This window comes from Rhizobium sp. WYJ-E13 (genome assembly GCF_018987265.1).
Lineage (GTDB): Bacteria > Pseudomonadota > Alphaproteobacteria > Rhizobiales > Rhizobiaceae > Rhizobium.
Map to the genome: position 1 here is coordinate 2,234,122 of NZ_CP076853.1, position 12,783 is coordinate 2,246,904.

At 63.1% G+C, this 12,783-nt stretch carries 17 protein-coding genes and 1 riboswitch; of the genes, 7 read left to right on the forward strand and 10 right to left on the reverse strand.

Features of this window, described 5'->3' with window-relative positions; translation table 11 throughout:
• Positions 1 to 147 precede the first annotated feature (147 nt).
• The 8 genes from copD to KQ933_RS11340 all read right to left on the reverse strand — a co-directional run bounded on the left by copD (position 148) and on the right by KQ933_RS11340 (position 5,762).
• Positions 148 to 1,035: a copper homeostasis membrane protein CopD gene (gene copD / locus KQ933_RS11305; RefSeq protein ID WP_216754971.1), complete on the reverse strand. Its 888-nt coding sequence runs from the start codon at positions 1,033 to 1,035 to the stop codon at positions 148 to 150.
• The gene (gene copC / locus KQ933_RS11310) at positions 1,035 to 1,400 is read right to left on the reverse strand and encodes a copper homeostasis periplasmic binding protein CopC (protein WP_216754972.1); all 366 of its coding nucleotides are present in this window, start codon (positions 1,398 to 1,400) and stop codon (positions 1,035 to 1,037) included. Before copC ends, copD begins: the two co-directional genes overlap by 1 nt.
• 118 nt (positions 1,401 to 1,518) lie before the next feature.
• On the reverse strand, positions 1,519 to 2,115 hold the full coding sequence (locus KQ933_RS11315) for an SCO family protein (protein WP_216754973.1): 597 nt from the start codon (positions 2,113 to 2,115) through the stop codon (positions 1,519 to 1,521).
• A complete protein-coding gene (locus KQ933_RS11320; RefSeq protein WP_216754974.1) occupies positions 2,112 to 3,044 on the reverse strand; it encodes a copper uptake system-associated protein in 933 nt (310 codons plus the stop codon). Before KQ933_RS11320 ends, KQ933_RS11315 begins: the two co-directional genes overlap by 4 nt.
• A 10-nt stretch (positions 3,045 to 3,054) precedes the next feature.
• A complete protein-coding gene (locus KQ933_RS11325) occupies positions 3,055 to 4,428 on the reverse strand; it encodes a PepSY domain-containing protein (RefSeq protein WP_216754975.1) in 1,374 nt (457 codons plus the stop codon).
• An 89-nt stretch (positions 4,429 to 4,517) separates the two neighbouring features.
• Complete coding sequence (locus KQ933_RS11330; protein WP_216754976.1) at positions 4,518 to 4,925, reverse strand: hypothetical protein; 408 nt, start codon at positions 4,923 to 4,925, stop codon at positions 4,518 to 4,520.
• Between the two features lie 174 nt (positions 4,926 to 5,099).
• A complete protein-coding gene (locus KQ933_RS11335) occupies positions 5,100 to 5,375 on the reverse strand; it encodes a hypothetical protein (protein ID WP_216754977.1) in 276 nt (91 codons plus the stop codon).
• Positions 5,376 to 5,582: 207 nt separating this feature from the next.
• The gene (locus KQ933_RS11340) at positions 5,583 to 5,762 is read right to left on the reverse strand and encodes a hypothetical protein (protein ID WP_216754978.1); all 180 of its coding nucleotides are present in this window, start codon (positions 5,760 to 5,762) and stop codon (positions 5,583 to 5,585) included.
• A gap of 184 nt (positions 5,763 to 5,946) precedes the next feature.
• Here KQ933_RS11340 and KQ933_RS11345 point away from each other — a divergent pair, with 184 nt between their 5' ends.
• The 7 genes from KQ933_RS11345 to KQ933_RS11375 all read left to right on the forward strand — a co-directional run bounded on the left by KQ933_RS11345 (position 5,947) and on the right by KQ933_RS11375 (position 11,691).
• Complete coding sequence (locus KQ933_RS11345) at positions 5,947 to 6,261, forward strand: helix-turn-helix transcriptional regulator (RefSeq protein WP_216754979.1); 315 nt, start codon at positions 5,947 to 5,949, stop codon at positions 6,259 to 6,261.
• A complete protein-coding gene (locus KQ933_RS11350; protein WP_216754980.1) occupies positions 6,258 to 6,629 on the forward strand; it encodes an SRPBCC domain-containing protein in 372 nt (123 codons plus the stop codon). The genes KQ933_RS11345 and KQ933_RS11350 overlap by 4 nt, the downstream gene beginning before the upstream one ends.
• Before the next feature lie 47 nt (positions 6,630 to 6,676).
• Positions 6,677 to 7,297 (forward strand): ATP-dependent Clp protease proteolytic subunit, encoded by a 621-nt coding sequence (locus tag KQ933_RS11355; protein ID WP_216754981.1) that lies wholly within the window; start codon positions 6,677 to 6,679, stop codon positions 7,295 to 7,297.
• 345 nt (positions 7,298 to 7,642) lie between these two features.
• Positions 7,643 to 7,893: riboswitch (cobalamin riboswitch) on the forward strand.
• A 176-nt stretch (positions 7,894 to 8,069) separates the two neighbouring features.
• Complete coding sequence (locus KQ933_RS11360; protein WP_216754982.1) at positions 8,070 to 9,086, forward strand: ABC transporter substrate-binding protein; 1,017 nt, start codon at positions 8,070 to 8,072, stop codon at positions 9,084 to 9,086.
• Positions 9,083 to 10,123, forward strand: a complete 1,041-nt coding sequence (locus KQ933_RS11365; protein WP_216754983.1) for an iron ABC transporter permease — start codon at positions 9,083 to 9,085, stop codon at positions 10,121 to 10,123. Before KQ933_RS11360 ends, KQ933_RS11365 begins: the two co-directional genes overlap by 4 nt.
• Positions 10,120 to 10,884, forward strand: coding sequence for an ABC transporter ATP-binding protein (locus tag KQ933_RS11370; protein ID WP_216754984.1), 765 nt, complete (start codon positions 10,120 to 10,122; stop codon positions 10,882 to 10,884). Before KQ933_RS11365 ends, KQ933_RS11370 begins: the two co-directional genes overlap by 4 nt.
• Positions 10,885 to 10,887: 3 nt before the next feature.
• Positions 10,888 to 11,691 carry a class I SAM-dependent methyltransferase gene (locus tag KQ933_RS11375; protein WP_216754985.1) on the forward strand — a complete coding sequence of 268 codons (804 nt, stop codon included), beginning with the start codon at positions 10,888 to 10,890 and terminating at the stop codon, positions 11,689 to 11,691.
• A 35-nt stretch (positions 11,692 to 11,726) separates the two neighbouring features.
• Here the strand turns inward: KQ933_RS11375 and KQ933_RS11380 are convergent, their stop codons facing one another.
• Together KQ933_RS11380 and KQ933_RS11385 are read right to left on the reverse strand one after the other, a co-directional pair.
• Positions 11,727 to 11,942 (reverse strand): hypothetical protein, encoded by a 216-nt coding sequence (locus tag KQ933_RS11380; RefSeq protein ID WP_216754986.1) that lies wholly within the window; start codon positions 11,940 to 11,942, stop codon positions 11,727 to 11,729.
• A gap of 131 nt (positions 11,943 to 12,073) precedes the next feature.
• Positions 12,074 to 12,778: an SDR family oxidoreductase gene (locus tag KQ933_RS11385; RefSeq protein WP_216754987.1), complete on the reverse strand. Its 705-nt coding sequence runs from the start codon at positions 12,776 to 12,778 to the stop codon at positions 12,074 to 12,076.
• Between the last annotated feature and the right edge of the window lie 5 nt (positions 12,779 to 12,783).

Sequence of the window (12,783 nt, forward strand, 5' to 3'; positions counted from 1 at the left end):
TCAAGCGTTCGGACTAAAATGGTATCCCGAACCAGGTCGCAAGCGCCACCATGCCGCGGACGACCGCCAAGCTCAAATAAGGCCCTGGCATTTGCCGAGCCTCAGTGGAAGCGAAACCACCAATTTGAGTACATTCCCTCGCGATTTCTACCCCGAGAACGGCTCCAGCGTCCCGAACCAGGCGACAAGCGCCACAACGCCGATGGCGATCAAGATCTCCGCAATCGTCCCGGCCGCCAGCGCCTTGGCGGCCGAGTGCGACCGGCCCATGCGCGGCACCAGCCCATAGCGGTTGAAGACCGCCATTAGCACCATGATCACGACAAGGCCGATCTTCAGCGCAAGCAGACGCTGATAAGGCACGCTCCAGTCGAGCGGCATCCCGCCTGTTATCAACAGGCTGTTGGAAAGCCCCGAGAGAATGACCAGCGCCACGGCGACATGCCCCGCGCTGGAAAATCGGATCAGCGCTTTCAGTGCATCAGTTCCCGCCCTGTGGTCGCGAAGTCGGCAAAGGACCAGCACAACCGGGGCCAGCGCGCCAATCCATGCGCCGCCCGAGAGCACATGCACCATGTCGTTTGCCCGGTGCAGCACCCGCAGCCGGCCGTCATTCATCGCCGCATGGCCGGTCAGCGCCAGGCCGCAGAGCAGCAAGGCGGAAACGACAGCGGTCGCCACCATCTGCCGGCGCGACGGCAGCCCTGTCACCGCCAGGAGAACAACGGCAAACATGGCCTGCCAAGCCCATGCAGTGCCGATGGAGGTTCCCGTCAGCACTGACATCATCGTGTCCGTATCCAGCCCATCCGCCCAGCCATTGCCGAGCATGGCGCTGCGCACCGGCAGCAGCGCCGTCGTGGAGATCACGGCCAGCGCCACGGCCGCAAAACGCGCCACCCTGAACTTCGCCCAGATGCAGCCGCTCAAACCCTTGGGCACGAGCAGCCACAGATAGGCCGCACTGCCCCAGAGAAACAGCGCTGCCCCGTCGAAGGCGAAACGGCAGAGGATGAAGGCCGTATCCGGTGTCATCAGGGATTGACGGTGAACGTGAAACTGCCCTTGGTCTTGTGCCCGTCGGTGGAAAGCACATGCCAGTCGACCGTATAGCTGCCGGGCGCGAGCTTGTCGGAGACCGGCACCATCAGCACCTTGTCGCCGTCCTCGAGCATGCCGTCGCCGAGCTTGATGTCCTTCTTGTCAGGGCCGGTCAGGGTGACGCCGCTGAACTTGAGGTTCAGCTCTTCGGTGAAGGTGAGATCGAGTTCGCTGGGCGACGCGACGGCCGCCTTGTCAGCCGGCTCGGAGCTTGTCAGATGCGCATGCGCGAAGGCCTGCCCTGCAAACGCGACGCTTGCGAGGGCGGTGACGGAGAGAATGCGGGTCATCGGGGACATCAGATCATGCCTTTCGTTTGGTTGGGACAGGCGATGGCGCACAAGGCCCTCGCGAGATTAGACAGTCGGAGAGCGGATTTATTCCGGGTCATGCTGTAGATTATTGGCACGAGCCACCTCACACCCCTCCGCGCAACAACACATCGCGGATCTTCGCCAGCGCCTCATCCCGATCCGCCCCATAGGGGATCAACCCCTTCAGCCGCCCATCGGCGCCGATGAGCAGCAGCGAGACGGTATGGCTCATGTGATAATTGCCGTCTTCGCTCGGCAGCTTTTCCGCATGGATGAACCAGCCGTTGGAAACCTTCTTCATCTCCTCCGGCGCACCGGTAATGCCAGTGATGCGGCTCGAGAAGGCGCTGACATATTCATGCATCACCTCCCGCGTATCGCGCTCCGGATCGATCGAGAAGAAATAGGCCTTCAGCGCCCTGCCCTGATCGCCAAGCGTCGTCAGCCAGTCCGCCACCTCGTAAAGCGTCGTCGGGCAAGCCTCGGGGCAATGCGTGTAACCGAAATAGACGAGCGCCGGATGGCCCCGGAAGATCGACTGATCGACGTCGTTTCCCCGGTCATCGACGAGGGAAAAATGCGTATCGAAAGGCCCGGTGCGCGGCTCCGAAAGATAGAGCGACACGACAATCGCAATCAGCGCGCCGACGAAGACCACACTTGCGGTAACGCCTGAAATGGCAAGGGTGCGCGCGCTCATTGGCCATGCCCCTCATGGCCGCCCTGACCAGCGCCACCGGCCTCGTCCGCCATCATGACGGTACCCTCGAAGCTCGCAAATGTCGCCAGCACTTTCGGGTCAAGCCCGGCTTCGGCCTCAGCCAGATCCGCCGCAAGCGCCCTGGCATTCTCGGCGGAAAGCCCGACCTTCTCCAGCGCCGTTGCCTCCCTTATGCCGTCGCCGCTGCAGAGAACGATGCTCCACCCGTGATGCCCCTTCTTCAGCAGTGCCCGTCCGCCGCGCCCATCCTGCTGCCAGCCGGCAATCGCCCAGTCGTTCCTGACGACCACGGGCAGGATTGTCAGCGGCTTGTCCGGCCTCTCGAACATGGTCTTCAGCGTCGCCGGGATCGCCTCCTCCGGCGATGGTCCGGGCATGTCCATGCCCTCCATGCCGGGCATCGCCATCCCGCCATGATCCATCGCACCATGCTCCATGCCGCCGCTTGCACCGCCGACATCATCGAGCGGCCCGGCAATCCTGCCGACGGCAAAATCGACCGCGATCTTTCCAGCCCTCTCGAAGCTCAGCACCGCCCGGATCGTCTCGCCCTGCTTGAAGGGCTTGCTCACGTCCTGGAACATCAGGTGGTAATTGGGAGCAAGCGTCACCGTCTGCCCGGCGGGAAGGGCAAGCCCGCCCTTCAGCTCGCGCATGGTCATGATGCCGTTATCCATGCTCATCTGGTGCAGTTGCACGGCCCTGGCGCGGTCCGAACTGGCGGCAACGAGTTTGTCCGGCTCGCTGCCCGTATTGGTGATGACAAGATAGCCATCGCCGACCTTGGCCCCCGGCACCATGGAATGCGAGGCCGCATGGTCGATCCGGATCTTGCCGGCGGCCGGGTCCTGCGCAGCCGCAGCCGTCGCAACCAGCAGGCCCAGAAGAAAAGAGAAAATCGTCTTCATCATCATCTCCTCAGGCAAAGGCGCGCTTCAGCGGCGGCACGAAGCGGATCACCATCTGGTCGAAGGCGATCATCACCAGGATCGTGAGCCCACTCATCGGAAAGGCGATGGCGAAGGCGAGCACGATGGTCCAGAGCCCCAGATAGACGGAGCGCCGCGGCGGCATCGGCGGCACGCCGACCCGCCCGGCCGGTCGCCGCTTCCACCACATGACGGCACCGGTGACGCAGGAAAGGATGATCGCCAGGCACGTCGCCAGCATCAGAAGCTGGTTGAAGAGCCCGAATTCCTGCCCCTGATGCACATTGATGCCCCATTCGATAGCCCGCCCCAGGAAGGGATATTGGCCAAAGGAGAGGTCGACGAGCGGCTTGCCGGAATACTGGTCGATGTGAAGCGTTCGCTCGTTGGTGAGGTCATCGGGATAGACCGCCGCCGTATAGACGCCGGTCTCGCTGCCGGGAATGGCGAGGTCGAAACCCGGCGCCATGCCGAGCACGCGTGCGATCTCGACGGCGCGATCAAGCCCGATCGGCTTCTTCGACTGCGCCGCCGCGATATCCGACAGCGGTACCGGCGCCTTCTCGACGATCCAGCCGGCCTTCGGCAGGATATCCTCCGTCACCTTCTGCGACTTCGGCACGGCATCCCACAGCTGCACGGGATAGCCGAGATCATGGCTCGTCAGCCAGGCATTCACATTGGCGCCCCAATAGCCCGACCAGGGCATGCCGGTCATCGCCATGAAGAAGATCAGGATGCCGGCGAATGCGCCGGTCACCGCATGAAGATCGCGCCAGAAGACCCGCCGCGAAGGCGTGCCGCGCACGGTCACGACGCCACCCGTCTGCCGCCGCGGCCACCAGAGATAGATGCCGGTCACGACCAGCACCATGGCAAAGCCGCCTGTGATTTCGATCAGCTTGTTGGGCGTCGTCCCAAACAGCGCAAGGCTGTGGATGCGCTTGACGACATAGTTGAACTCCTCGGTCGTCCCGACCGTATCGAGCACCTTGCCGTCATAGGGATTGACGAAAACCAGTGTCGAGCCGGCATCCGAGGAAACGGTGACGATCGCCGAGCGGTCGAGCCCGGCCGGATCCTTGTAGGAGCTTGCGACGGAACCAGGCACGGCCGCCGCCGCGATATCGGCGATCTCATGCGACGCCATCGCCTCGCCGGCGGGCTGAACAATATAGCGATAGGCAAAGACCGTATCGTTGATCTCGTCCTTGAAGAGATAGAGCGAGCCGGTGATCGCGAGATTGAGCAGGAATGGAATGGTGAGCAGGCCGGCAAAGAAGTGCCAGCGCCAGATGGCGCGATAGAGCGAAACGCCGGATACGGCGCTCTCCGCCACCTCAGCGGCAATAGTGGTAGACATGGAAGTTTATCCGAATCCGCGGCCGGCTGCGTCAGCGCGGCCCGGCCATGATTGCAAGACGCATCACGGCCCATTGCCGCAATGCGGGTTCAGGCAAGGATCGGATTGGCAGGCGGCGCGCGCGGCCCGGTATTCGGTGGGAAAAGCTGGCGATGGAAGGCTTCGACACGGCGCGGCAGCTCCACCGCGACCGTAAAGCCAATCCGCGCACCGGTGATATCGGCAGGCTGCGGCAGCACCACGGAGGCACTGATGCGGCAGGCTTCGCACGGATTGAGATGCGCGATCTTGCCGTGTTCCTTGCCGCTGTCGTCGACAACGGTGACGCAGAGCGTCGGCAGCGTGCCATCGGGCAGCACATATTGCGCAAGCGCTGCGGGGCTGATTGCATCCTCGGCAAGGGCCGGAACCTGATGCGCAAAGCCGACGAAGACGAGCGCAAGCGCGCATAGAATGCGCACCATCAATTGCTCGATCCTGTCCAGACGGTGTTGCATCGTTCCCCTGCGCCTTGAGGCCCCTACCTCAGCATCGAATCCGTGATAGCGACATACGCGGGAAAGCTCAATGCGACATTCGTTCGCCGCATGCCGCCCCATGTTTCAAACAAACGGCTTCCCCCCCACCGGCAAGACGGCGCAAGAGACTGCCACCCCGCAATCGAGACCTCTTCACATGCGATGAGAGATCTCGTCCTGATGCCGTTCGTAAGCGTGTCGCGCCTCGGCCAGCGCTTCATCGACATTGTGCGACCGGCCGGCCAGCGGCACATCGCCCTGCCTGCCGTCGGCAATCAGCAGGCGCCACCCCCAAGGTTTTGCCGACGACAGGTTCTCTCCATCGCGGGCGATGGTCCCCACATATTTGCCGTCGACGGTCAGGTGGAAAACGCTCGGCTCGCCTGACGGCACAAGCGCGAAATTCGCGCCTTCCTGATGTCCAATCATGGCACTGCTCCAACTGATGATGATCAGCGATCCGAACCGCCGCCTCGCGCCGTTGTTCCCGAGCCCATGCTTCTGAAAAGCCGCTACTTCCGAAAGCAAGTCACCATGAGGCGACGGCAAGAGATCCGAACGTGATGATCACGGCAACAAGCAGCACCAGCCCGATATAGATCGACATATATCTGACCCGGTATTTCGTCGCCGGCGTCATGGCGCAGCTCCGGGAGGCGGCTCATCCTCGCCGGGATCGGGCACCGGCTGATCATCGCCCTGCTTGTCGGGCATCGGCTCCTTAACGGGCGGAGCGGGTTTTCCGGGTGGCGGAACGGGGGCTGACGGATGAGGATCGGGTGCCAGAACCTTGATCGCTGTGGGAGGATTCGCCATGGCCTTATTCTCCGGCTTGCGTGAAGAGCTCGCATGCAAAAGCCCAACGAGGCCGGGCCTGCGATGTTCCAGAGGCGCGGCCTTTTTCCGCCCGACGGAGACCTCGGCGCTCGCATCGGGTTCGCAAGACGCGCAGATGACGCAAGCCCTTGCGAATCACATAAGTCTGTGCTTATGCGTCATCATGATGCAACACGACATTTTCCGCGCCCTCGCGGACCCGACACGCCGCACGATCTTCGAGAAACTGGCGACCGGCAGCATGAATGCCAGCGCGCTTCGCCAAGGCATGGATATCAGCCAGCCGGCGATGTCCCAGCATCTCGCCGTGCTGCGAGCGGCAAGGCTGGTGCGCGAACAGAAGGAGGGTCGTTTCGTGAATTACGAGGTCGACCCCGAGGGGCTCACCCTCATCGCCCAATGGCTGGCGAAATATCGCGCCTACTGGCCGGCCCGCATCGATGATCTCAAGCTCTTGCTGAAGGATATGGATCAATGAACGAGGTGAAAGCCAAGGTGAAAGCCAAGCAACAACAAAGCGGCTTCGAACAGACATATGAGTTGGATGCGCCACTGGAAAAGGTCTGGCGCGCGATCAGCATCGCGGAATTCCGGGAGAAATGGCTGCCGAAGGAGGCGCTTGCCGATCCGCAATCGCTCTCCGAGACACCGAGCAAGGAAATCCGCTACCGATTGCGCGACGATGCCCCGCCCTATCTCGAAAGCACCGTCACCTTCACGATCGCCGCGAACGCATCCGGCGGAACCAGTCTGCGCATCGTCCACGAGCTGACCGGAGCCACTTTCGAGCGGCTTTCGAGATCGGTCGCCAACAACAACGGGCAGACCATGATGCTCGCCGCCTGACGCGGCAGGCCTTTCCCCTCATAACTCTGGAAGATTGGAGTTCGCCGATGCGCGAAACGATGCAACTCGTCCCTATGGTCGTCGAACAATCCTCGAGAGGTGAGCGATCCTTCGACATCTATTCCCGGCTCCTGCGAGAGCGGATCATCTTTCTGAACGGCGAGATCAACGACACCGTTTCGGCCCTCGTCTGCGCCCAACTGCTGTTCCTCGAAGCCGAAAATCCAAAAAAGCCCATCAATCTCTATATCAATTCGCCTGGCGGCGTCGTGACCAGCGGCTTTGCCATGTACGACACGATGCGCTTCATCCGCGCGCCGGTGCACACGCTCTGCATGGGAACGGCCCGCTCCATGGGCTCCTTCCTGCTGATGGCCGGTCAGCCGGGAGAGCGGTATGCCCTTCCGAATGCCAGCATCCTCATCCACCAGCCCCTCGGCGGCTTCCAGGGCCAGGCCTCCGACATGCTCATCCATGCGGAGGAAATCAGGAAGACGAAGCAGCTCATGACGCGCCTCTACGCCGAACATTGCGGCCGATCCTATGAGGAGTTCGAGCAGGCAATGGATCGCGATCGCTTCATGACGGCGCAAGAGGCCGTGGAATGGGGCCTGATCGACCGCATCCTGCAGGATCGCGAAGAGATGACGGACGTCGCGCCACAATAGCCATCGGCTGCTTTGAAGGGGCTCGGCTCACCAATCGCTGTCGATGGCTTGCGTCATACGCCACCATCCTGTCACGATGAAGAGCCGGCCAGACATCAGACGAGGCCCGCGCCCAATTTCTCAAAAATCCGACAGCCGGGACTGGACAACGCAGGTGTAACCTTATAACAGTGGCTATGTAATGTTATTACATTTAGGGAGATTTCATGTACCGGCGCCCTTTCACTGTCTCCGCAGTCGCCACCGCGCTCACATCCGCCGCCGCGCGGCTCGGGCGTCAGCCACCAAGGCGGCGTCGGATCCGACACACTTCGCATTCCGGTGCTTGACGTCGCCCACGGCGGCGTCATAGATCGGGGCGACGGTTCCCCGAAGAGAACTCCGACGGGAATAATAGGGAACACGGTGAGGACGACCCAAGAGGGACCGAGACCGTGGCTGCCCCCGCAACTGTAAGCGGATTGTCGATCTCGGGGTTGATCGCTTTAGCGATCATGCCCTCGGCCTCAGGGCCGTGCCACTGCGATGTCGCGGGAAGGCAGATGACCGGCACATATTCGCGAGCCAGGAGACCTGCCGTCGATCACGATCCAATCAGCCGGGCGGGGATGCCCGACAAGGAGCAGACATGATTGACAAGACCCCTCTCCACCTGCCGCCATCCATCCGTCTCGATTGGACGATCCGCCGCTAGCTTGCCGCTCGCCGGCTTCGTTCGCGCTTTCGCGCACCGGCATCCGCCAGCCCTTTTCCTTCTGATCGAGAGTTTCCCATGCGACAGCGTCTGAAGAGCTTTTCCCTCGCGCTCGGGCTGGCCGGCTTTGCTGCGCCCGCCTTTGCCGCCACCCAATATCCCCTCACCCTCACCAATTGCGGCCAGCAGGTCACCTTCGAAAAAGCGCCGGCCAGGATCGTTTCGATCGGCCAGGGCATGACCGAAGTGCTGTTCTCGCTCGGCCTTGCCGACAAGATCGCCGGCACCGCCGTCTGGGTCGGCCCGGTCCTGCCGCAATATGCCGATGTCAACAGCAGGATCAAACGGCTGGCCGACAATGACCCGAGCTTCGAATCCGTCGTCGGCGCGGAGCCCGATCTTGTGACTGCCGAATTCGAATGGCATGTCGGCACGCAAGGCTCCGTCGGCAAGCGCGAGCAGTTCAAGGATCTCGGCATCAACACCTATGTCGCGCCGGCCGATTGCGTCGCCAAGATCAACACCGATGGCGGTGATGGCGTGCGCAAGGAACTGTTCACGATGGACCTGATCTATCAGGAAATCGCCGAACTCTCCGAGATCTTCGACGTGAAAGACCGCGGCGACGCACTGATTGCCGACCTGAAAAAGCGCGAGGCCGATGCCGCGGCCTCCGTCGCTGGTGCTGCCGCCAAGAACCTGCCTGTCGTATTCTGGTTCTCCAGCAAGGAGGTCGAGGGCGATGCCTTCATCGCCGGCAAGAACAGCGCGCCGGCCTATATCCTGAAAACGCTCGGCGCGAAGAACGTCGTGACGACTGAAGAGGAATGGCCCCTCGTCGGCTGGGAAACGATTACGCAGGCCAATCCTTCCGTCATCGTCATCGCCACCATGGACCGCCGCCGCTATGCCGCCGACGATCCCAGGGTGAAGGTGGATTTCCTGGAGAATGATCCGGTCACCAGGGAACTGGATGCGGTGAAAAACAAGCGCTTTATCATGATGGACGCGCAGTCGATGAACCCGACGATCCGCACGATCGACGGCATCGAAACGCTGGCAAAGGGCATCAAGTCCTTCGGTCTGACACAGTGAGCCAGGCGCTTTCGCCACAGAGGACATGGTGGGCGCTTGCCGCGCTCACCATCGCCGCCGTCATCCTGCTCGCACTGATGATCAGCCTTGCCGTGTCGATCGGCGAGATCGCCATCCCGCTCGCCACCACGGCAAAGGCGGTCTCCAACCGCCTGTTCGGCACGGCGTTCGAGCTCAGCCGCATCCATCAGGGCATCATCTGGGATTACCGCCTCAGCCGCGCGCTGGTGGCGGCAAGCGCCGGTGCGTCGCTGGCGCTTTGCGGCGCGATCCTGCAGGCGCTGCTGCGCAACCCGCTCGCCGAACCCTATGTGCTCGGCATCTCCGCCGGCGCATCGACGGGGGCCGTCTGCGTCATGATAGCAGGCCTCGGTTATGGCGTACTGGGCCTGTCGAGCGGGGCCTTCATCGGCGCGGTCGCCGCCTTCCTGCTGGTCGGCGTGCTGGCGGCCGGTGCCGGCGGCACCAGCGAGCGCATCATTCTCTGCGGCGTGGCGGGCTCGCAGCTTTTCAATGCGCTGACCTCCTATATCGTCACCACCTCGGCCAATGCCGAACAGGCCCGCGGCGTGCTCTTCTGGCTCTTGGGATCGCTGAGCGGCGTGCGCTGGCCGGATGTCTATCTTTCCGTGCCCATCGCCGTGATCGGCTTCATCCTCTGCCTCGCGCATGTGCGTGCGCTCGATGCCTTCGCCTTCGGCACGGATGCCGCAGCCGCGCTCGGCGTCCCGGTGCGCCGGGTGCAGTTCACCCTGCTCGCCGTCACGGCCGCGATGACGGCGAGCGTCGTCAGCATGGTCGGCTCCATCGGCTTCGTCGGCCTCGTCATTCCCCATGCCGCCCGCTTCCTCGTCGGGCCGGCGCATGGCCGCCTGCTGCCGGCGACCGCGCTTGGCGGCGCGCTCTTCATGGTCGGCGCCGATATCATCTCGCGCATCATCATTCCGCAACAGATCCTGCCGATCGGCGTCGTCACCGCGCTCTTCGGCGCCCCGGCCTTCGCCATCATCCTCTATCGCGTGCGGAGAAGCGCATGAGCATATCAGTCGACAAGGTCACTTATGCCGCCGGCAATACCGTCATCGTCAATGGCGTCAGCATATCGGTCCCAAAAGGCAAGGTGCTCGGCCTGCTCGGGCCGAACGGCTCCGGCAAATCCAGCCTGCTTCGCCTGATCTGCCGGCTGCGGCAGGTCAGATCCGGCATCATCCGCCTCGGCGACGATGATGTCTCCGGCCTGTCGCGCGCCGCCCTCGCCCGCCGCATCGCCTTCGTCGAGCAGCAGTCGACGACGGATACGCAGATCACCGTGCGCGATGTCGTGCGCCTCGGCCGCACGCCGCATCGCGGCCTCCTCTCTTCCTGGGGCTCCGATGACGATGCCGCCGTCGAGGAAGCGCTTGCCCGCGTCGACATGGCCGAACGCGCCGGCCAGCTCTGGCAGACGCTGTCGGGCGGCGAGCGCCAGCGCGTGCATATCGCCCGGGCGCTGGCCCAGAGCCCGAGCGAATTGCTGCTCGACGAGCCGACCAACCACCTCGATATCCAGCATCAGCTCGATATCCTGGCGCTGGTTTCCAAACTCGGCCTCACCTCGATCATCGCCCTGCACGATCTCAATCTGGCAGCGATGTTCTGCGATCACCTGGCTGTGCTGCAGAAGGGCGAGGTCGTGGCCGCAGGCACACCCGAGGAAGTGCTGACCGGAGAGCTGATCGCCAGCGTCTTCGGCGTGCGCGCCCATATCGAAAAATCACCCGTGCATGGCCGCACGCATATCCAGTATCTGATGGGTTGAGGGATGGACGGCTCCAATTTCGATCTCCCCAATTTCGATCTCCCCAATTTCGATCTCAAGGAAGAGATCCGCGACTACTGGTCGAAGCGCTCTGAGACCTTCGACCTCGCCTTCGGCCACAGGATCGCCCCCGGCCCGGAGGCAGACGCCTGGCAGAAGCCGATCCGCGATGCCCTCGGCCCGGAGCCGAAACGCGTGCTGGAGCTTGCCTGCGGCACCGGCGAAGTGACCCGCCTGATCCACGATCTCGGCCATGACGTCACCGCGCTCGATTTCTCCGAGGCGATGCTCGCTGTCGCCCGCGCCAAACATGCCGGCAAGGAGCGCCTGCGCTTTATCCTGGCGGATGCCGAAAACACCCTGGAGCCGGACGCGAGCTACGACGCCATCATCTGCCGCCACCTCGTCTGGACGCTGACCCGCCCGGAGGAAACCTTTCGCGAGTGGTTCCGCATCCTCAAACCAGGCGGCCTGCTGCTCTTCTTCGACGGCGACTGGGCGAGCCCGAAGCCAACCGGCCGCATCGCCAGCCGGCTGATCTCCTGGATCGACCGCATCATCGGCGCCGACAGCAATTATGACGGCGCACTCGGCAGCCGCCACGCGCGCATCATGACGGCCCTGCCCTTCGGCGCCGGCCTGCGCCCCGACATGCTGCTGCCGCTCCTGAAATTCGCAGGCTTTGCCGGGATCGAACTGCACTCCCACGCCCCGATCGCCCGCGCGCAGCGGAAGAACGCCAACCTCAGAAACAAGCTCAGAACCCTTGTCTATCGCCGCTTCATCCTGACCTGCAGGCGGCCTTGATCTGTTGCGGATGGGCCTGACGTGTCAGCCCCCGCCTACCAGTTGCCGGGATCGGCCGTATGATCGACAGCAGCGAATTCGTCCGCCTTGTCCCGATTCAGCGTCACAGTCCTCGTCCGCTTCGTCTCGTCCGCGACCAGGTAGCGAAGCGGCGCCGCGTCCTTGGCGAGCTCCTGATACATGAGAAGCGCGGCCTCCTCGGCGGTATCGGCCTCGATCTCGCGCGTGATGGACACAGTGAACTTCTGCATGGCTTCGGGCCTTCTCGATCGTCGCGGGCATGGCGAAATGTCCATCGCCTGACAATAGGCGCAGAGCCGAATAGTTCAAGCTTGTCGAAGAGCGGCGTACGCGGCCCGCCTCAGCAACCCATCTCTGCTGCTCAAACCGACCGCATCAACCCGCCATCGACCTTCAGGCTCTGGCCGGTAATATACCCCGCCCCGTCGGACGCCAGAAACGCGATGGTCGCAGCCACTTCCGCACTCGTGCCGTAGCGGCCCATCGGCACGCTTTCGCGCCGCGCGTCGGTTGCCGGCAGGCTGTCGATCCAGCCGGGCAGCACATTGTTCATGCGGATATTTTCGGCTGCATAGGTGTCGGCAAAGAGCTTCGTATAGGCGGCAAGGCCGGCGCGGAAGACCGCCGAGGTCGGGAACATCACCGACGGCTCGAACACCCAGGCCGTCGAGATATTGACGATCGCGCCCTTCTTCTGGCCCTGCATGATCGGCGTCACCAGCCGCACCGAACGGATGACGTTCATCAGGTAGACGTCCATGCCGGTATGCCACTGCTCGTCAGTGATCTCGTTGAGCGGCGCTCGCGGCCCGTGGCCTGCGCTGTTGACGAGAACGTCGATGCGTCCCCATTCCTTCATGGCGGAATCAACCAGCCGCTTCAGATCGTCATTCGACTGGTTGGAACCGGTCACGCCGACACCGCCGATCTCCTTGGCGAGCGCCTCGCCCTTTCCCGACGAGGACAGGATCGCGACCTTGTAGCCATCGGCCGCAAGACGCCTCGCGCTCTCGGCGCCCATGCCGCTGCCGCCCGCAGTGATAACTGCCACTTTTTCTACTGACATGCCGG